Origin of the sequence: Desulfonatronum lacustre DSM 10312 (genome assembly GCF_000519265.1) — a bacterium.
In the GTDB taxonomy this organism is placed as follows: Bacteria; Desulfobacterota; Desulfovibrionia; order Desulfovibrionales; family Desulfonatronaceae; genus Desulfonatronum; species Desulfonatronum lacustre.
Window position 1 is genome coordinate 2,869,039 of the sequence record NZ_KI912608.1, and the last position, 19,810, is coordinate 2,888,848.

Annotated in this window: 20 protein-coding genes; 12 read left to right on the plus strand and 8 right to left on the minus strand. The window is 58.7% G+C overall.

Going from position 1 to position 19,810, the window contains the following annotated elements; all coding sequences use genetic code 11:
* Positions 1–16: 16 nt before the first annotated feature.
* The 8 genes from DESLA_RS0113535 to bamJ all read right to left on the minus strand — a co-directional run bounded on the left by DESLA_RS0113535 (position 17) and on the right by bamJ (position 8,547).
* Positions 17–1,801: an ATP-dependent nuclease gene (locus tag DESLA_RS0113535; protein ID WP_028572874.1), complete on the minus strand. Its 1,785-nt coding sequence runs from the start codon at positions 1,799–1,801 to the stop codon at positions 17–19.
* Between the two features lie 635 nt (positions 1,802–2,436).
* A complete protein-coding gene (locus DESLA_RS21885; RefSeq protein ID WP_028572875.1) occupies positions 2,437–3,222 on the minus strand; it encodes a hypothetical protein in 786 nt (261 codons plus the stop codon).
* Positions 3,219–3,563 (minus strand): ATP-binding protein, encoded by a 345-nt coding sequence (locus tag DESLA_RS23715; RefSeq protein ID WP_353740158.1) that lies wholly within the window; start codon positions 3,561–3,563, stop codon positions 3,219–3,221. Before DESLA_RS23715 ends, DESLA_RS21885 begins: the two co-directional genes overlap by 4 nt.
* Positions 3,478–4,803, minus strand: coding sequence for a type II toxin-antitoxin system HipA family toxin (locus DESLA_RS0113545; RefSeq protein WP_028572876.1), 1,326 nt, complete (start codon positions 4,801–4,803; stop codon positions 3,478–3,480). Before DESLA_RS0113545 ends, DESLA_RS23715 begins: the two co-directional genes overlap by 86 nt.
* Positions 4,790–5,140 (minus strand): helix-turn-helix transcriptional regulator, encoded by a 351-nt coding sequence (locus tag DESLA_RS0113550; protein ID WP_051434686.1) that lies wholly within the window; start codon positions 5,138–5,140, stop codon positions 4,790–4,792. The genes DESLA_RS0113545 and DESLA_RS0113550 overlap by 14 nt, the downstream gene beginning before the upstream one ends.
* Positions 5,141–5,241: 101 nt before the next feature.
* On the minus strand, positions 5,242–6,753 hold the full coding sequence (gene glpK, locus DESLA_RS0113555) for a glycerol kinase GlpK (protein WP_028572878.1): 1,512 nt from the start codon (positions 6,751–6,753) through the stop codon (positions 5,242–5,244).
* A 285-nt stretch (positions 6,754–7,038) separates the two neighbouring features.
* Entirely contained in the window at positions 7,039–7,518 is a 480-nt protein-coding gene (locus DESLA_RS20535; RefSeq protein ID WP_051434687.1) for a hypothetical protein, read from the minus strand.
* Between the two features lie 249 nt (positions 7,519–7,767).
* Positions 7,768–8,547, minus strand: coding sequence for a BamJ family beta-barrel-assembly machinery protein (gene bamJ, locus DESLA_RS0113565; protein WP_035261842.1), 780 nt, complete (start codon positions 8,545–8,547; stop codon positions 7,768–7,770).
* A gap of 464 nt (positions 8,548–9,011) precedes the next feature.
* Here bamJ and DESLA_RS0113570 point away from each other — a divergent pair, with 464 nt between their 5' ends.
* The 12 genes from DESLA_RS0113570 to DESLA_RS0113620 all read left to right on the plus strand — a co-directional run bounded on the left by DESLA_RS0113570 (position 9,012) and on the right by DESLA_RS0113620 (position 19,803).
* Positions 9,012–10,166 carry an ABC transporter substrate-binding protein gene (locus tag DESLA_RS0113570; protein ID WP_028572880.1) on the plus strand — a complete coding sequence of 385 codons (1,155 nt, stop codon included), beginning with the start codon at positions 9,012–9,014 and terminating at the stop codon, positions 10,164–10,166.
* Positions 10,167–10,261: 95 nt separating this feature from the next.
* Entirely contained in the window at positions 10,262–11,149 is an 888-nt protein-coding gene (locus DESLA_RS0113575; protein WP_028572881.1) for a branched-chain amino acid ABC transporter permease, read from the plus strand.
* Between the two features lie 216 nt (positions 11,150–11,365).
* Complete coding sequence (locus DESLA_RS20540; RefSeq protein WP_051434688.1) at positions 11,366–12,418, plus strand: branched-chain amino acid ABC transporter permease; 1,053 nt, start codon at positions 11,366–11,368, stop codon at positions 12,416–12,418.
* Complete coding sequence (locus DESLA_RS0113585) at positions 12,402–13,187, plus strand: ABC transporter ATP-binding protein (protein WP_028572882.1); 786 nt, start codon at positions 12,402–12,404, stop codon at positions 13,185–13,187. Before DESLA_RS20540 ends, DESLA_RS0113585 begins: the two co-directional genes overlap by 17 nt.
* Positions 13,180–13,887 (plus strand): ABC transporter ATP-binding protein, encoded by a 708-nt coding sequence (locus DESLA_RS0113590; RefSeq protein ID WP_028572883.1) that lies wholly within the window; start codon positions 13,180–13,182, stop codon positions 13,885–13,887. The genes DESLA_RS0113585 and DESLA_RS0113590 overlap by 8 nt, the downstream gene beginning before the upstream one ends.
* Positions 13,888–13,921: 34 nt before the next feature.
* On the plus strand, positions 13,922–14,125 hold the full coding sequence (locus DESLA_RS0113595; protein WP_035261844.1) for a hypothetical protein: 204 nt from the start codon (positions 13,922–13,924) through the stop codon (positions 14,123–14,125).
* Positions 14,119–14,448, plus strand: coding sequence for a type II toxin-antitoxin system RelE/ParE family toxin (locus DESLA_RS23720; protein WP_084032076.1), 330 nt, complete (start codon positions 14,119–14,121; stop codon positions 14,446–14,448). Before DESLA_RS0113595 ends, DESLA_RS23720 begins: the two co-directional genes overlap by 7 nt.
* A gap of 26 nt (positions 14,449–14,474) precedes the next feature.
* Positions 14,475–15,941, plus strand: coding sequence for an IMP dehydrogenase (guaB, locus tag DESLA_RS0113600; RefSeq protein WP_028572885.1), 1,467 nt, complete (start codon positions 14,475–14,477; stop codon positions 15,939–15,941).
* A complete protein-coding gene (guaA, locus tag DESLA_RS0113605) occupies positions 15,938–17,488 on the plus strand; it encodes a glutamine-hydrolyzing GMP synthase (protein WP_028572886.1) in 1,551 nt (516 codons plus the stop codon). The genes guaB and guaA overlap by 4 nt, the downstream gene beginning before the upstream one ends.
* A 4-nt stretch (positions 17,489–17,492) precedes the next feature.
* Positions 17,493–18,086 carry a Sec-independent protein translocase protein TatB gene (tatB, locus tag DESLA_RS22525; RefSeq protein ID WP_084032077.1) on the plus strand — a complete coding sequence of 198 codons (594 nt, stop codon included), beginning with the start codon at positions 17,493–17,495 and terminating at the stop codon, positions 18,084–18,086.
* Positions 18,087–18,142: 56 nt separating this feature from the next.
* Entirely contained in the window at positions 18,143–18,889 is a 747-nt protein-coding gene (gene tatC / locus DESLA_RS0113615) for a twin-arginine translocase subunit TatC (protein WP_028572887.1), read from the plus strand.
* Positions 18,886–19,803: a YicC/YloC family endoribonuclease gene (locus DESLA_RS0113620; protein ID WP_028572888.1), complete on the plus strand. Its 918-nt coding sequence runs from the start codon at positions 18,886–18,888 to the stop codon at positions 19,801–19,803. The genes tatC and DESLA_RS0113620 overlap by 4 nt, the downstream gene beginning before the upstream one ends.
* Positions 19,804–19,810: the final 7 nt, after the last annotated feature.

The window sequence follows — 19,810 nt, forward strand, 5'->3', positions numbered from 1 at the left end:
TTCAAGAACGGCACCCTTAAAGACTCCTGATCCAGTCAAAGCACGCCTTGAGGGCGGGCATCTGTTCTTCAATCTCGGCCGCACTCATGGCGCGCAGCCGCTGTTCCTGTTCAATAATGGCGTCTTCGCCCTTGTCGTCCGTATTGGTGATCTGCTCGATACAGCCTTGCGGCCAAACCCACACCCGTGTCGCCTTCAGTGCCTCATGACTGCTTTGGGCGATCGCGCCACCCTCGTCGTCCGCCGCAAAGCAGGCCCAGACATCGGCAGCCAGCCACCCTGCCTGCTTGTCAGTTTGTGGTAGCCCGTTACCGTTGAGCCTAAATCCATGCTCAGGTTGCAAGCGGGCAAGTACTTGTGTTGCGGCCTGAATGTCTGACCCGTCGCACTCCAGCAGCCCGCTTCGTCGCGCATTGGTATATGCAAAATCCAGGTCTGCCACAGCGCAGGCTCGAATCCCCATGGCCGCCAGCACCAACAACGCCTTGGGTATATCGGCGCAAGACCCCATCGAGACAAATGCGATATGATCTAGCTCCGGTGGCAGCCCGTTTAGCTGCTCGTAGGCCAGCGGCAGCAAGCGGCGGTCAGTCTTACCCTCGCAGAGCACAACCCGGTCGGCAAAGTAGATCTCGGCCAGATTGCTAAGTTCAAACAAGGTGCGTGACTGGCTCTCGGCACTTTCGATGGCCTCTTCTACTGCTTGCCGCAAGGGCTTCCGGACTGTTACGCCCTCCCCGGCGGTCTTGCCAACAATCACGGTGTAGGCTGCATTGTCGCGGCTGAGCATTAACGGCGAATGTGTGGAGAACACTACTTGAAAACCAGCACTGGAAAGATGCGCCAGTGCCTGCCGCAAGCGCCGCACCCCTTGCGGATGCAGATAAAGCTCTGGCTCGTCTATCAACAGCAACCGACGTGAAGGGCTGCCATTATCTTCCTTTCGCGTTTCAGCCAGGTAGCGGATCAACGCCATTTGAATCGCTCGCTGCGCACCGGTACCCATCTGATCAAAACGCCGCCGGTCACCTGTCAACTTGTCGGTCACATGCAGGTCTCCCGCCTTGAAAAACTCCTTAACGTCCACCATCTGCAGATCCAGCTCAAGGGCTAAGCCAGGAAAAAAGTGAGCAAGCGCATCAGTGGCGTCGGTATCGAATTGTTGCAAGTGATCGGATCGTTGGTCCCCGTTCGCTGTCAGGATGCTGCGGATCGTATCCAGTGCTCCATTAAGCTCGGCGTGTGCTTCAAGTAATGGCTCCATGATTTCGTCAAGCAGGTTCTTGATCGTCGTGCCCGCCTTGGCCTTTCCAAGGTCTTCGCCTATATCGTGCATTGCTTGAACTATCAGCGGTTCAGGCAAGAGAACGGAAACCGCCTGCGGGAGCCCTGTGGGGTAGTTTCGCCAACGGTCAGGGTAGTTACGATCCACACATTGCTCAATATCCCAAACTTCCTTTTTGAGTCCCTTCGCGGACGTGCCCTCTGCTGTTGCCCGAATCCACAATCGGCCACCACGACAATAGGGCTCTATGGCAGTTCGGTGCCTTTGTTCGGAAATGCGACTCAGAACCTCGTCCGTGATACCGTCAACACACGCGATGACTTCCACTGGCTGACTTGGATCATAATAATCCTGCTTTGAGAGCGCAGTTGGCTTCAGAACCCACCCAATAGCTTGCAGAATCGTTGATTTTCCAGTGTTGTTCTGGCCTACCAAAGGGGTATAGCCTTCAAGCGGTAATGAGACTTCACGGCAGGCACGGAAATTTTTAATTATCAAATGGTTGACACAATGCATTCAGGTTCCTTGATCCCTTTCGGAAGTAGGCGGATATGGATGTGGTAGATATCGTCGTCTATGCTCGGTAAAGGCCAGTTGTTTGGCCTCCAACCCAGTTATTTTCTGGAGTTATCACAGATTGTGATTGCAAGGCAGCAACCTCCTCTCGTTCAACTCAAATGAAACCTGCGGAAAATCTGGCAAGTTTTTTTACCGCCTGCTCGAGGGCGCGGGTTTCAGCGCATCCTGGGTTTAGCCAAATTCGAACTGGATTCCCGCCCTCGTGGGAATGACTTGTTTTCCATGTCGCCCCGAACCAATCATACCGCGAAGTCTGTCGTCATGCAGACGGGGAGCGCGTTATCCAGTCTGCTATTCTACGAATTAACTAATTAGATTCCCGAATGTTACCAATATTGGCTTGTGCCGTAGCCCAGAGCGGCTGCTTTTGCAAGCACTGTGATCATTAGTGTGTACATTGACGCCAGACGCGTCAGGCGGGGTCAGTGTAATGAAAAGGCCCGATTCCGCAGGCTGTTCAAAAAACCCGATGGAAAGCGCCAAAAGTTATCCGGACACTTCCTGTGTCCGGCCCTACGGGCTGTGGCTTCGCCACATCAACTTCTGCCTTCCGACTACCGACATCCCATCCGTCACCTGATCGTCCGGCTTCTTTCTTCTGAATTTGTCAGCCGGACAAATTCAACACTTTTCCCCAGGCGCCGATACGGTTCCAGATCCATAAGCTCGTAATCATCCGGAGCCAGCACATCCCGCACGCCAAACTTTGCCATGTCTTCAACGGAAAGCAGAAAAAAACTCCAGACACCGTACTCCTCGTTCCCCACTCGGCAGATGTACTCGTCGACGCCGATTTTTTCAAAAAAACGAGCTTGATTGGCCTTGCTGTTCTCCATGTATTCGCGCGTCTGTTGGATGGTTTGCGCGAGCAGAGCTTCCAGGTCAAATTTGTTTTTCGCCTGTTCATCAAGTTGATCGTAGGCTTGGATTATCTCTGCCCGCACATCCGCTTCGGACATTCCTTCCTTCTGCAACGCATTGCCATGCCACCCCACAATGGCGTTCGCGCGGATGATTTTGCGCCGCCCTGCCGTGAAGACGTAATTGGCGCAGGACGACATACACATCTTCTCGACCACGACATCCGCCTGATTGTCGAAGACCCACTCTCCCAGCCGCATGCCCGCATTGATTTCGCCGCCCCCGGAAGCGATGACCAGCGTCTCCACCACGCGCCCTTCGACCGAATCCAAAAATTTGGCCACATTCAGGTCGGTAATACTGCCGACAAAGGTCGCTGTCGTCCCTTCCAAGCTCATAGAGGCTTCTTCCGCGGAAGGATCGTAAACCGATCGCCCGAAAACCTGGGTCTGACTGAGCGCGAATAAAACCAAGGACATCATCAAAATATTTCTCATGGTTCACATTCCTTCATGGGTTCAGATCTTTTGCTTGGCTGCCGCCGATTGGAAGATGACTGATGCCGTGGCTCGCCCGCTGACTTGGGTCTCGACTTCCCTGACTCAGACTTTTTTCGCCGAATCGTCAACACGAAAAAACCACCGTCAATTCTGATTTCAGGTTCCGGAAGCCCTGCCTTCCCGCATCGCCGAATCATGTCGCGGATACCGGTTCCCATGCGTTCAACCCAAGTTGGCTGGGGCAAGTTTGCGTCAGCCCTGCCCGTGCGGAGTGTTGCGGACGTCTTCGGCAAGCTCGCGGATCCAGGAGCGCGATCCGCGTAGGTCTTCGAAGGCAAAAGGGTTCAGGAACTGGCGGCCCCACATCATTTTTTCATCCATCACGCCGCAGCCCGCCTCGTCGCACACAGTCCGCCAATGGCTGCCGATGGCTTTGATCTGCCCTCCGATCAGATTACAGGCACTGGCCTCGGACAGCAGAAAAAGGTGCGCGGCATCCAGACAGAGGGAGAGCTTGCTCAGCCGTTGGTTGCCCTGGATGAGCATGGCTTGGGAAGCTTCCTGGACCGTCCGGCCTTGAGGACAGATGTCGTAGGCCGGGGTGAGGGTAAGCATCCGGCCATCCCAGAAGGCTGAATGGTTGCGGGCGTGGTCGTCGGTATTGCCGACCAGGATGTTGAAGGTCAGTCGGCCGAAGAGTTCGCGCAAGGTTGCCGAGGCGTTCGTAAAACGGTGTCGGATCAGTTCGGCGAATTGCTCATAGGAGGCATACCGGGCCATCATCTCATCCAGTTCGAGCATGGTCAGGGCCGTGACCATGGCTTTGCGCCGCCAGCCGTCGGGGCCAAAGTCCCGGTCAAAGCGATCAATGAGCAGGACGTCCTTGTTCGCGGCCCGGGTCATGCGCACCGCCGCGACGTCCAATCCGCAAAAACGGGCCAGGCGCATGGCGATGAACTCGGCCTTGAGCACGGCGTAGAGGTCCGTGGAAGAGGCGAACTTGGCGATGCGTTTTGCGTCCGCATCTTCCACCAGAGCCTTGGGACGCGCTCCGCCGATGGACGTGCCGTGGTGCAGGGCCTGGTCAAGGTCCGGGGTGAGGGCGAGGCCTTTTTCCACGCGTTCGGCAGCTTCCAGAAGTTCCTCCAGGGAAACCGTTCCGGAGGATCGAGGTTCAAACAACGTGGCCGAATGTTGAAAATCCAGCGCACCGATTCGGTCGGAGCCGGAATGCAGCAGATAGGTCAGTTCATCCGCCTGTCCGGTATCCGTGGTCGTGCCGGACATCCCGAACAATCGCCCGAGAGTGACCTTTCGCCCCCAGGCGTCCGGTGAGGCGTCACGGATGCAGCCGGGCATGCGCATGCCCGGACGCGGCGACAAGCGACCGGATTGCAGGGACAGTTCCGGGGCGTAGAGAGAGATGGCATTTTCGCGAGCCAGGTAGCTCCGTCCGTAATTGAAGACCAGGGTTTCGCCCTGGACGCCGAGCCGTCCGGCGACCACGGGTTCCGTCTCGTCTGGAAGCCAGGTCCAGACAAAAGCTTCCGTGAACGTGCCGTGCCTAGAAATCGTCATGGACGTCACCTGACCCCAGGCGCACGGATTGTGGCAAGAGCGCGATCCTGGCCTCGATGTGCTCCCGCAGGTCATGCGGCGATTGGGACGTGTTCGCGAACAGGGGGACGCCGACCAAAGCCGCGACCTCGAACACGAGACCAATTTCACACTTCATGTCCCCGGATTCGATCTTGCGCAGCGTGGTCCGGGAGATCCCGGCCCGGTCCGCCAAATCCTTGGTCGGCATCCTGCGTTCAATCCGGTGCAGGCGGATCAGCCGCCCCAGGAGGCTCGCGGCTTCCTTACTATACAGCGAATAGGCCCTTGGAATCCGTCGCGTGCCTTGCGTGACCATTATACTGTCCTTAAAGTTGATTCAAGATCATTCTAATGATCACTACCTGGGGCACTGCGTCCTGTCAAACCACGGCGCAATGGGGCGTGGCCTGCCCGGGCTCATTCCACCCAATTATACGTCCGTTCCACGGCTTTCAACCAGCCTTTATACCCGGCCTCGCGGTCCGTCGCCGACATCCCGGGCTCCCAGACCTTGTCCACGGACCAGTTCCGGCACAGCTCCTCCTTGCTCTGCCAGTAGCCCACGGCCAGTCCGGCGGCGTAGGCCGCGCCCAGGCAGGTGGTTTCCGTGACCATGGGCCTGATCACCGGGACGTCCAGGACGTCGGCCTGGAACTGCATGAGCTGCTCGTTGGCGACCATGCCGCCGTCCACCTTGAGCTTTTTCAGGTCCACCCCGGAATCCTTGTTCATGGCCTGGACGATGTCCTTGGTCTGGTAGGCGCAGGCTTCGAGCACGGCCCGGGCCAGGTGATACTTGTTCACGTAGCGGGTCAGGCCGACGATCGCACCCCGGGCGTCGGGCCGCCAATAGGGCGCGAACAGGCCGGAAAAGGCCGGGACGATGTACACCCCGCCGTTGTCCACGGCGTGCTTGGCCAGGCGTTCGATATCCCGGGCCTGCTCGATCAACCCCAGATTGTCCCGGAACCACTGGACCAGCGACCCGGCCACGGCAATGGACCCTTCCAGGCAGTACACCGGCTTCTCCGCGCCGATCTGGTAGGCCAGGGTCGTCACCAGGCCGTGCTGGGAGGGCACGGGGGTCTGTCCGGTGTTCAGCAGCAGGAAGCACCCCGTGCCGTAGGTGTTCTTGGCCTCGCCCACTTCAAAGCAGGCCTGCCCCACCAGGGCGGCCTGCTGATCTCCCAGGGCCCCGCAGACCGGCACCCTGTCCCCCAACGGCCCGTCTTCCATGGTCGGCCCCCAGGACTCGGCCGCGCTGCTGGGCACGATCCGGGGCAGGCCCTGGCGGGGAATGCCCAGGACGGACAGGATTTCGTCGTCCCATTCCAGGGTGGCCAGGTCCATGAGCATGGTCCGGGAGGCATTGGTCACGTCGGTGACGTGCGCCCCTCCCATGGGCCCCCCGGTCAGCCACCAGATGATCCAGGTCTCCATGGTTCCGAACATGATCCGATCCCGATCCACGGCCTCGCGGGCCTCGGGAACGTTGTCCAGGATCCACTTGATCTTCGGGCCGCTGAAATACGTGGCCACGGGCAAACCGGTCCTGCTCCGAAACCGGTCCACGCCGCCGTCCGCGGAGAGTTCCTTGCAGATCTCGTGCGACCTGGTGCACTGCCAGACAATGGCGTTGTAAAACGGCTCACCGGTTCGTCGGTCCCAGGCCACCACGGTTTCGCGTTGATTGGTGATGCCCAGGCCAGCCAGGTCCCTGCCCCGGATTCCGGCCTTGCGCAGCGCCCCGGCGATCACGTCCTGGGTGTTGGTCCAGATCTCCAGGGGATCATGCTCCACCCATCCCGGTTTGGGGAAGATCTGGGCGTGCTCCTTCTGATCCATGGCCACGATTTCCCCATTCCTGTTGAAAATGATGAACCTGGATGACGTGGTCCCCTGGTCCACGGCGCCGATATACTTGCTCATTGCGGACTCCTCTTGCCGATGGCGGTGTTTGCTGTCACTGGTTGCCATTCGGAACTCATTTCTGGCGCGAAGGCCGCGTGCGCCAGACGCACCGACAACCAGGCAGTAACAATAAAGGGGCCGGGAGAATTCTCCCGGCCCCTTTATTTTACTATCAAAATTCGGGCTATGCAGACCGGCTGGTTCGACGACTCAGACGCTCCGCAAGGTGGAGTTGGGTTCGATCACCGACCCGGCCTGTTGCGGGCCATAGGCCGAAACAACGGAGACGACCATCTCGTTTTCTTACGCAGCCCGTTGGTATTCGTACTTATTCATGCGCATTTCCAGGGTTTGCACCTGCTGCCGCAACACCGCATGCTCCGTTCTGCCGACGATGACTTGTTGCAAACCGTCGATCCGCTTGTTGGTTTCGTCCATGCGCAGCGTCAGATCGGTGCGGACCTGGTCGATACGTTCGGTCAATTCGGTGCGAACCATGTCGATACGTTCGGTAAGATCGGTGCGGACCATGTCTATACGTTCGGTCAGATCGGTGCGAACCATGTCGATACGCCCGGTCAATTCGGTGCGGACCTGGTCGATGCGTTTGTTGGTGTCATCAATACGCCGGCTCTGGTCGACCAAGACCTGGAACATGTCGTCCAGGCGTTTATTGGTCATATCCATTTTTGATCGGAGTTCGGCGTTTTCCAGATGAATTTTTTCCAGTTCCGGAACGATCCATTCCTTGATCAATGAACGGAGGGCTTCTTTGACTTCCATGGCTGACCTCGCTTGAAGAGCTTGGTGAGGGAAAGAGTCACGATCGCCGACGAATGGCCTGGGCAAACGGCGGGGTGGCGCTTCCCCTCAGGACGGCTCCAGGGAAAATGCTCGATAATCACACAGCACGAACTGTTGAGAATTCCCCGCGCCATGTCAAGGGTCTTCTTTCCAAGGCCCCGTGCTCCAGAAACAAAGCCCCCGCCATGCATGGCGGGGGCTTTGTCGTTTTCAGCACGAGGAGAGCGTCTACTCCGCGCCCTGCTCTTGTTCGGAAGCTTCGGCCCGGATGACGTCCAGCAATTCGATCTCAAAGACCAGGGTGGAGTTGGGCTCGATCACTGGTCCGGCTTGTTGCGGGCCATAGGCCAGATCAGCGGGGATGACCACTTCCCATTTCGCGCCCTGGGGCATGAGCTGCAGGATTTCGGTCCAGCCGGGAATCACGCCCTGCAAGGGGAAGGTGGCCGGTTCGCCGCGGTCCACGGAACTGTCGAACACCGTTCCGTCCACCAGAGTACCGGTATAGTGCACCGTGACGATGTCCTCGGCCAGCGGGGTTTCTCCTTCGCCGTCCGCGATTACCTGGTACAGGATTCCGCTGTCCGTGGCCTGGACCCCGTCCCGCTCCCGGAACTCGGCCATGAAAGCCTCGCCCTTGGCGATGTTTTCCTCGGATTGCTTTTGAACCATCTCCATCTGCTTTTGCATCAGTTCCTGCTGCAAGGTCATCAGCACCTGCTGCTGCTCTTCCTGGGTCATCAGCGGTTCCCCGCCCAAACCCAATCCGTCGCGCAGTCCCTGGGCCAGCGCGTCCACGTCCACCTCAAGCTCGCCCATGGCGATATTGGTCCCGATATCCAGACCAATGGCGTAACTGGTCTTTTGGACCTGTGTATCCAGGCTCCGCACCGCGGTGGGTTCGGAAGCGGTCTGGGGCGCAGAAGCCTGTTGCTGGCCGCAGCCCAGGATGACCAGAGTCAAACCAACACCAAGACAAGACGCGATTGTCGTTTTTCGGAAGCTCATGCAATCTCCTTGAATCAAAAGAAAGTTTAATGTTAAAATGCCAGTATAGGATAGCCGTTCCTGCTTGTCCATGAGACATCCATGAACTGAAGCGGGAAGCCGGCGGGGTTCCTTGGTGGCGCAACCATCGCCGACACCCTTCAAAATACGGCAATTATTGCAATAAACTAAGGCTTTCCTTGCAAATTCCATTGACAGCGCTGTTTTGTTCATGGCATTGGCTTCTTTGTTCCATTCAAGGATTCGATCTCTGGTCGAGGCGATTCCTTATCGGGAGCCGCTTTTACCGAAACGTCATTTCAGGGTCCATGGTCAACCTAAACGAGGCTTGATTTGGTCATGCCCCTCGACGTTCGCCCGACGTTCGCCCATGTCCGGAAGGTCCTCGGGAACTGTTTTTTTGCTGTATTATTCGACTCTGTTCGGTTCAAAACCCCCAATCAACATCAACGTGGAGGAATGCAATGCGTGCAAAAAATTGGACCAAGGCCGTCCTGGCCGCCTGTCTGCTGGTTCTCGTCTGTTCCCCGGCCTGGGCGCAGAAGATCAAGATCGCCGTGGCCGCTCCCCTGACCGGCCCCGCCGCGTCCTACGGCGAAAACATCAAGTCCGGCGTGGAGACCAAGGTTGAGGAAATCAACGCCGCCGGCGGCATCAACGGCGTGATGGTCGAAGTCGCCTATTTCGACGAACTGTGCGAACCCCGCGAAGCCGCGGTCGTTGCTCCGCGGATCGTCGGCGACAAGGACATCGTCGGCGTGGTCGGCCACGTCTGCTCCTCGGCCCACCTGGCCGCCCTGCCCACCTACGTGCGCATGGGCATGCCGGTGATTTCCCCCACGGCCACCAACGTGACCATCAGCCAGCAGAACAAGGACAACCAGGGCCGCGTCTGGTCCTTCCGCAACGTGTATCTGGACGACTACCAGGGCTACTTCCTGGCCCATTACGTCAAGGAGATCCTCGGCCTGGAGCGCATCGCCGTGTTCTATGAAAACAACGACTACGGCATCGGCCTGAAGAACGCCTTCGTGGCCGAAGCCAAGAACGTCGGCCTGGCCATCGTCGGCGAGGAAGGCTACGTCAAGGGCGCCACGGACTTCGCCCCGCAACTGACCCGCCTGCGCGGCGGCAATCCGGACGGCCTGTTCATCTCCGGCTATTACAATGAAGGCGCGCTCATCGCGGCCCAGGCCGAGAACCTGGGCATGAACGTGGCCAAGTTCGGCGCGGACGGTCTGGACAACGTGGACTACATCAATCTGGGAGGCGCGGCCGCCAACAACACCTACATGACCGTGCCCTTCCTGGCCGAGGCCGCCCCGGAGCAGGCCCAGGACTTCATCAAGAAGTTCGAGGAAAAGTATCAGCGCGACCTGGACTGGATGAGCGCCAATGCCTATGACGCCGCCGGCAAGTTCGCCGCCGCCGTGGCCGCCGTGGGCACGGACCGGACCGCGATCCGCGACTACCTGGCCGGTATCAATTCCATGGAAAACGCCTACATCGGCATCACCGGAGCTACCTATTTCAGCGAAATCGGTGATCCGGAAAAGAGCGCCTTCGTGAAGATGGTCAAGGACGGCGCCTTCACCGCCGCCCCCAAGCAGATGCAATAAAGATCAAAATAACAACGAAACGGAAACAGGCCGGGCGCTCCCGGCCTGTTTCCGTTTCATCCAGCCCTTCCCCACCTCGCCGGCAGGAGTCCCACTTGCTTGAACAACAACTGATCAACGGTTTGACACTGGGCCTGATTTATGCCCTGATCGCCGTAGGCTACACCATGGTCTACGGAGTGATTCAGCTCATCAATTTCGCCCACGGTGAAATCTACATGCTCGGGGCCTTTTTCTGCGTGACCTTCATTACCGCGGCGGGCCTGCCTTTTTACGCGGCCATTCTGATGGCCATTCTCTGCTGCATGCTTTGCGGCATCCTGTTGGACATCATCGCCTACCGCCCCTTGCGCAAAGCCCCGCGCCTGGCCGCGCTGATCACGGCCATCGGCATGTCCATCTTTCTCCAAAATGTGGCCCTGATCATCTGGGGCAGCCGTTCCCGGCCCTTTCCGCAGTCGGCCCTGCCGCCCTTTTTCCGGGAAAAGGCCCTGGTAATAGGCGACGTCAGCCTGACCTGGCTGCAACTGTTCATCTTCGCCGTGGCCATCATCATGATGATCGGTCTGTATTTGACCATCAACAAGACCCGGATCGGCACGGCCATGCGCGCCCTGGCCCAAAACAAGACCGCCGCGTCCCTGATGGGCATCAACGTCAACTACGTCATCTCCTTCACCTTTGCCCTGGGTTCGGCCATGGGAGCGGTGGCCGGGATTCTCGTCTCGGTCTACTACAACACCCTGTACCCGACCATGGGCTACACCGCCGGGGTCAAGGCCTTTGCCGCGGCCGTGCTCGGCGGCATCGGCTCGGTTCCAGGGGCCATGGTCGGCGGGGTGGTCCTGGGCGTGGCCGAGGCCTTGGGCGCGGGTTACGTCTCGTCTCTGTACCGTGATGGAGTGGCCTACGCGGTGATGATCGCCGTGATCATCTTCCGGCCTTCGGGCATTTTGGGACGATCCGTGGTGGACAAGGCGTAACGTTGAAAAACTCCCAATTGCTGCGTCGCTGCAAAGAGTTCAAACGCTCACGTATCAGTAAATACGCTTCGACCTTTCACTTTGCTTGCTCCTTGCACTTGTGGTTTTTGGACGAACTGTCGACTTTAGGACTTTCAACACTCAGGTAATCCTTATCAAGATGCTTCTCGTCGCCAACAACGCACCTCATATACAGCTAATATTTCGGGGAATTTCGTGAATATCGGAAAATCACTCACCCTTCTGATCGTCGCCGCGGCGCTGACCTATCCTCTGGTGCCGCAATCCAGCGACTACATCATCCACGTGATGACCTTGGCCATGGTGTACATGATCCTGGCCATGGGTCTGAACATCGTGCCCGGATTCTGCGGCCTGCTGGACCTGGGCTACGTCGGCTTTTACGGCATCGGGGCCTATACCGCCGGCCTGCTGACCATTCACTACGACATGTCCTTCTGGGTGATCGTGCCCTTGGCCGCCCTGAACGGAGCCTTGTGGGGCGCGTTGCTCGGCGCGCCGACCCTGCGTCTGACCGGGGACTACTTCGCCATCGTCACTTTCGGCTTTTCCGAACTGGTGGTGCTCTTTCTGACCAATGAAATCTGGTTGACCCGCGGCCCCCTGGGGCTGCCCGGCATCCAGCCCATCACCGTGAACCTGACCTGGCTCAACGAGGCCTGGTACTTTCAGTTCTACGACAAGACCCCCAACTTTTATGTCGTGGCCCTGCTGGTGGGTCTGGTCTTCTTCATCATGCGCCGAATGGAGGACTCCCGCCTGGGCCGGGCTTGGTACGCCATCCGGGAAGACCCCCTGGCCGCGGCCAGTTGCGGAGTGAACATCCTCAATTACAAGGTCATCGCCTTTGCCATTTCCGCGGCCATCGGCGCGGTGGGCGGCTGTTTCTACGCCCGTTGGTCCATGTTTCTCTCCCCGGACATGTTCAAATTCTGGGAATCCTTCCTGGTTCTGTGCATGGTCGTGTTGGGCGGCTTGGGCAACATCAAGGGCGCGCTGATCGGCGCGGTGATCCTGGTCTGCCTGGGCGAGGTGCTCCGGGAAGTACTCACTTCCTTCGGCCTGCCGCCGGAGACCCGGTTCATGGCCTACGGCTTGATCATGGTCCTGATCATGCGCTTCAAGCCGGCCGGCTTTTTTCCGGCCATCGCCTCCAGCGGCCGATCAAACCCACTGCTGCTCGACCTGCAAAAGCGCTTGACCGCCCGAAACGCTCCCAAGGAAGAACCCCGTGACGCCGCTGCTTGAAATCGACGGAATCAGCAAACGTTTCGGCGGGCTTCTGGCCCTGACCGACGTCTCGTTCAACGTGATCGAAGGTGAGATCCTCGGCCTGATCGGTCCCAACGGGGCCGGAAAGACGACCATGTTCAACTGCATCGCCGGAGTGTACAAGCCCACGTCCGGCAATCTGGTCTTCACCCGGGACGGAAAATCCCTGCGCACCAACGGCCGCAAGCCTGAAAAGATGACGGAGTTGGGCATTGCCCGCACCTTCCAGAACATCCGTCTGTTCAGCGCCCTGACCGTCCTGGACAACGTGCGCATCGCCCGCCACTGCCGGACCACGTCCAACTTTTTTCGCTCCGTATTGCGCACGAAATTTCAACGGGCCGAAGAGAAGGACATCGTCGACGCATCCATGCGCTGGCTGGATTTCGTCGGCTTGGGCCATCAAGCCCTGGCCGACGCCAGCAGCTTGTCCTACGGCGATCAGCGCCGCCTGGAGATCGCCCGGGCCTTGGCCACGGAGCCGAAGCTGCTCCTGCTGGATGAACCGGCCGCGGGCATGAACCCCAGGGAAACCCGGATGCTCGTGGATCTGATCCACGCCATTTTGGACGCCGGGGTCTCCGTGATGCTCATTGAGCACGACATGAAACTGGTGATGAGCATCTGCAAACGACTGGTGGTCCTGGATCACGGCACACTGATCGCCGAGGGCGGCCCCAAGGAAGTCCGGGAAAATCCCCAGGTCATCGAGGCGTATCTGGGAAGGGGGGCGGCCCATGCTTGAGTTGCGGGACGTACAGGCCTACTATGGCAACATCCAGGCCTTGAAGGGCATCAGCCTGAATGTCCGGGCCGGCGAGATCGTCACCCTGGTCGGGTCCAACGGCGCGGGAAAGTCCACCACCCTGATGACCATCTCCTCGGTGGTGCCCGTGCGCTCCGGAAGCATCACCTTCCTGGGCAAGGACATCACCAAGACGGCCACGGACAAAGTCGTGGCCATGGGCATCACCCAGGTTCCGGAAGGCAGAATGATCTTTCCGGCTTTGACGGTGCTGGAAAATCTGCGGATGGGCGGTTATCTGCGCAAGGACAAGGCCGGATTGAAAGAGGACGAGGAGCGGGCTTTCGAAATGTTTCCGATCCTCAAGGAACGCCGCAAGCAATATGGAGGCACGCTTTCCGGAGGCGAGCAGCAGATGCTGGCCATCGGCCGTGCCTTGATGGCCCGGCCCAAGCTGCTCCTGCTGGACGAACCATCCCTGGGACTGGCGCCCATCGTGGTGGAAAACATCTTCGAGGTCATTGTCCAGATCAACAAGGAAGGCACCACGGTCCTCCTGGTGGAACAAAACGCCCAAATGGCCCTCCAGATCGCCCACCGCGGCTACGTCCTGGAAACCGGCCTGGTCACCATGTCCGGAAAAGCCTCGGATCTGTTGGAAGATCCCAAGGTTCAGGCCGCTTATCTTGGTATGGATTGAGAACTTATTATATGCAACAACTAGGTTGGCAATCATGGAAGACACGATCCTGGATGTGAAAGAAGCGTTGCACATCATTGCGGAACAACTTCCAGATGATGCGTCCTGGAATGACGCTCTAGACCGCATTCGTTTTCGCATGGCGATCGCAGAAGGGAAAAGAGCTGCAATTTCTGGAGAATTTGCTACAGATGAGGAAGTCCGTAGAGTTTTTGCAAAATATGGGGTTGAATGTTGATCCTTCGATGGACACTGATAGCTCTAGCAGATTTTGAGCATGCACACGACTATGTAGCGCAAGACAACTCTGAATCCGCGAGACGCATTGCGCAACGCATAATGGATGCGACAAAAAAAATATTACGTTTTCCACGAATAGGTCGAGTTGGCGAAGACGAAGAAACACGTGAATATCTGGTTCCCAAAACACCCTATATGCTCATTTATTCTATCAATGGCGACACTATAGAGCTTCTTCGGGTTTGGCATATGTCACAAAAATCAAAGGACTTCCAGCATCCGCCGCTTGACTCAAAAAGAACGAATCCTCCAAAATCATGACTCAATAACTCAAGGATACCTTTTCCATGCATCATGAATCAGAAATCCCTTTCGGCCTGACCTTTGACGACGTGTTGCTGGTTCCGAGCTATTCGGAGATTTTACCGGACAAGGCGGATGTGCGGACCCGGATCACGCCGGAGATCGAGTTGAATATTCCGTTGGTCAGCGCGGCCATGGACACGGTCACGGACGCGCGGATGGCCATTTCCATGGCCCGGGCCGGAGGCATGGGGATCATTCACAAGAACATGCCCATCGAGCGTCAAAAGATCGAGGTGGAAAAGGTCAAGAAGTCCGAGAGCGGGATGATCATCGACCCGGTGACCATCCATCCGGACGACAGCGTGGCCAAGGTCCTGGAAATGATGGCCGACTACCGGATCTCCGGCCTGCCCGTGGTGGAAAACGACCACCTGGTGGGCATCGTCACCAACCGGGACGTGCGCTTTGTCACGGACATGGAGATCAAGGCGCGGGAGATCATGACCAGCGAGAATCTGGTCACCGTGCCCGTGGGCACGACCCTGGACCAAGCCAAGAACCTGTTGCACGAAAATCGGATCGAAAAACTGCTGGTGGTGGACCACAATCAGAAACTGCGCGGTCTGATCACCATCAAGGACATCGAAAAAGTCAAGAAGTATCCCAACTCCTGCAAGGATTCCGTGGGGCGGCTGCGTGTTGGCTGCGCCGTGGGCGTGGGCGCGGACGGCGAGGCCCGGGTGGCTGCCCTGCTGCAATCCGGGGCTGACTTGTTCGTCGTGGACTCGGCCCATGGGCATACGAAGAACATCCTGGAAGCCGTCCGGAGGATCAAGGGCAGCTTTCCCCATTGCCAGCTGGTTGCCGGAAACGTGGCCACCTACGAGGGCGCCCGGGACCTGATCCGGGCCGGCGCGGACGCGGTCAAAGTGGGCATCGGCCCGGGCTCCATCTGCACCACCCGGATCGTGGCCGGGGTGGGCGTGCCTCAGGTTACGGCGATCATGGAAGCGGTCCGGGCCTGCCGCGAGGCGGACAAATGTCTGGTCGCGGACGGCGGGATCAAATTTTCCGGCGACGTGGTCAAGGCCATCGCCGCGGGCGGGGACTGCGTGATGATCGGTAGCCTGTTCGCCGGAACCGAGGAAAGCCCCGGAGAAACCATTCTGTACCAGGGCCGTTCCTATAAAATCTACCGGGGCATGGGTTCCATCGACGCCATGCGGGACGGCAGTTGCGACCGCTATTTCCAAGAAAAATCCTCCAAACTGGTTCCCGAGGGAATTGTCGGCCGGGTGCCCTTCAAGGGGCCGGTCACGGAAAGTATCTACCAACTCGTGGGCGGCCTGCGCTCCGGCATGGGCTACCTGGGCAGCCCGGACCTGAAGGCCCTCCAAACCCAAGCCAAGTTCATGCGCATTTCCCCGGCCGGGCTGCGGGAAAGCCATGTCCACGACGTCATCATCACCAAGGAAGCCCCCAACTACCGCGTGGAGAATTTTTCATGATCGATACCGACAAGGTCGTCATCCTGGACTATGGTTCCCAGTACACCCAGTTGATCGCCCGCCGGGTGCGCGAGGCCGGAGTCTATTCCGAGATCCACCCCTGCACCATCACCACCGAGGAACTGCGCGCCCTGAACCCCAAGGCGCTGATTCTCTCCGGCGGCCCGGCCAGCGTGATCAACAACGAAGCCCCATCCCTGGACCCGTCAATCCTGAACTGGGGGCTGCCCATTCTCGGGATCTGCTACGGCATGCAGCTTCTGGCGCACATCGGCGGCGGCAAGGTTGTGCCGTCCCAAGACAGGGAATACGGCCGAGCCGAGTTGTTTCTCACCGCGGACTGTCCGCTTTGGGACGGACTGACGATCACGGAAGGCCTCAAGGTCTGGATGTCCCACGGAGACAAGGTCCTGACACCGCCGCCGGGATTCACCCCCCTGGCCCGGACCAGTCGGGTGGACGTGGCGGCCATGGCCGACGTTTCCCGCAAGATCTACGCCCTGCAGTTCCATCCGGAAGTCGTTCACACCGAGGACGGCGACACGATCCTGCGCAATTTCCTGTTCCGGGTGGCCGGCCTGAACCCGACCTGGAACATGGCCTCCTTTCTGGAAGAAAACCTGGCCCGACTGCGCGATCAAATCGGTGACCAGGAACAGGTAATTTGCGCGCTGAGCGGCGGCGTGGATTCAACCGTGGTGGCCGTGATGCTGCACAAGGCCATCGGACGCCGACTGCACTGCGTCCTGGTGGACAACGGCCTGCTGCGCCAGGGCGAGGGCGAGGAAATCGTGGCGTATCTGCGCCAACATTTCGATCTGAACCTGCACTACGCCCAGTCCCAGGATATGTTCCTTTCCCGGCTCAAGGACGTGGAAGACCCGGAGCAGAAACGCAAGATCATCGGCCACACCTTCATCGAAGTTTTTGAACAGGAAGCCAAATCCCTCACCGGCATCAAGTACCTGGCCCAAGGTACCCTGTACCCGGACGTCATTGAAAGCATCTCCTTCAAGGGGCCTTCCGCGGTGATCAAAAGTCACCACAATGTCGGTGGGCTGCCGGAGATAATGAACCTGTCCCTGATCGAACCTTTGCGGGAGTTGTTCAAGGACGAGGTGCGCAAGGTTGCCGTGGAACTCGGCCTGCCGGATTTTATTGTTTGGCGGCACCCGTTCCCGGGCCCGGGGCTGGCCATCCGCATCCTGGGAGAAGTCACCCCGGAACGGCTGCACATCCTGCGGCAGGCCGACAAAATCGTGCACACGGAACTCATGGCCGCGGGTTGGTACTACAAGGTCTGGCAAGGCTTCGCCGTGCTTCTGCCCCTGAAGACCGTCGGCGTGATGGGTGACGAGCGGACCTACGAGCACGTCATCGCCCTGCGCATCGTGGACAGCATCGACGCCATGACCGCGGACTGGTCCCGAGTGCCCTCGGAAATCCTGGGCCAGATATCCAACCGGATCATCAATGAAGTCAAAGGAGTGAACAGGGTTGTCCTGGACATCTCCTCCAAACCGCCCAGCACGATTGAGTGGGAGTAGGCACATGTTCGGCATCGGCACAACGGAATTGCTCATTATCATGCTCGTGGCCCTGATCGTCCTGGGTCCGAAGCAGCTTCCCGGCATTGCCCGTTCCCTGGGCAAGGCCCTGGGAGAATTTCGGCGCGTGACCACGGATGTTCAGCGGACCTTGAATCTGGAAGCGGCGAAGATCGAGGAGGACGAACGGGAACAGAAGAAGGCCGCGACGGCCGTCAAAAAGGCCGAGGAACCTCAGGCGAAATCAGAGCCATTTTCAACGCCTCCTTCGGCTGCCGGCGAGGAGAGTATCCCGCCTTCGAAACACGCGGATTCAAATCCCTATGTCGCCGCGCGGGGCGAAACTTCACCAGAAAAAACTTCACCGGACGAAACTTCACCGGACGAAACTTCACCGGACAAAACACCAGCGGACAAAACACCAGCGGACGAACGTCAACCCCAACCAATGACTTCCCACGCTTCGTCCCAGGAATCGACTGCCTCGACGCAAACTCCCTCTGCTTCCTCCGTGGCGAGGGAGACCTCCCCGGCCGGAGAATCTGAAAAAGAGGCATCTGATTCGTCCGAATCATCACATTCCAAGGCCCAGGCATGAACGCGACGACCCAGAATACGGAGCAGCAAAAGGACGTCGCCGGGGAACTGAAGGAAATGACCCTCATGGACCATCTGGGGGAGTTGCGGTCCCGCCTGACCCGATCCGCGGTGGCCGCTGTCCTGGGCTTTCTGATCTGCTACGCCTTTTCCAAACAGCTCTTCGGGATCATGATGCTGCCGCTGATGGAGGTCATGCCGCCGGAGAGCACCCTGATCTTCACCGGCCTACCCGAAGCCTTCTTCACCTACGTCAAAACGGCCTTTGTGGCCGGTTTGTTTCTGGTCAGTCCGTATATCTTCTACCAGATATGGCAATTCATCGCCCCGGGACTGTACGAGCACGAACGCAAGTACATGATCCCCATCGCCGCGATTTCCGCCTTGTTTTTCATCAGCGGCGCGTTGTTCGGCTACTACATCGTCTTTCCCTTTGGCTTCGAATTCTTCATGGGCTATGCGGACGAAATGATCCGGCCCATGCCCAGCCTCAGGGAGTATTTCAGCTTTTCACTGAAACTGCTCCTGGCCTTTGGGGTGATTTTCGAACTGCCTCTGTTCATCTTCTTTCTGGCCCGGCTGGGCCTGGTCACTCCCGCTTCGCTGCGCAAAAAACGCAAGTACGCCATTCTGCTCTCTTTCGTGGTCGCGGCCATCCTCACTCCGCCGGACGGGATCACTCAGATTCTGATGTCCGGTCCCTTGATCATTCTCTACGAAATCAGCATCTACGTGGCCCACTTCTTCGGCAAGAAAAAGAAGCCCAAGCCCACGGACGACGAAGAAGAGGACGCGAAGCAATGATCACTCCAGGACAGGCCCGAAGCATGACCGGCTTTGGAACGTGCCAAGTCCAAGACGACCATGGACGGCAAAGCTGGGAGATTCGCACGGTCAATTCCCGGTATCTGGAAGTGAAATGGCGGATTCCCGGATACTGTCGCCGTCTGGAAAGCGCTTGGGAGAAAATCGTCCGCGACCACCTGGCCAGGGGCCGGGTGGAGATCAGCCTGGACCTTCGGCTCAGCCGTCCGGACGCCGCTTGCCCTACCCTGGACACGGCCCAGGCCAGGGGCATGGTGGACCAGATGCGCGCCCTGGCGGAACAGACCGATATTCCCTTTCACCCTGACCTGAATCAACTGTTTCATCACAGCGGCTTGTGGCGGGACCCTTCAGGAGATCTGCCCGAGTCATTGGTCGATTCCCTGGTCGCCGGTCTGCGGACCGCGCTGAGGGATGTCCAGGAAACCCGCTCCAGGGAAGGGCGAGCCCTCAGCGTGGATATCCTTGAACGGTTGGAGCACTTGTCGCGGATCTCGACCACTATCCGCGACCAGGTTTCCCAACTCGCCCCAAAACGCATGGAAGTGTTGCGCGAACGGGTCGATGCGTTGCTCCAAGGGTGCAATCAGCACCGGGAGTCGGCACCGCTGGTGTTGGACGAACCCAGGCTGCTGCAGGAATTCGCCCTGCTCGCGGATCGGCTGGACGTCAGCGAGGAACTCACTCGCTTGTCCGCGCATCTGAACGAAGCGGTCAGGATTCTGACCAAGCTCCCTGATCCCGGACGACGCCTGGATTTTCTGTTTCAGGAATGTCTGCGGGAGATCTCCACCTGCGGCAACAAGACCCAGGACGCGGACATCAGCCGCGACGTCGTGGCGTTCAAGGCGGAACTGGAAAAGTGTCGGGAACAGGTCCAAAACCTGGAATAACCGCTCC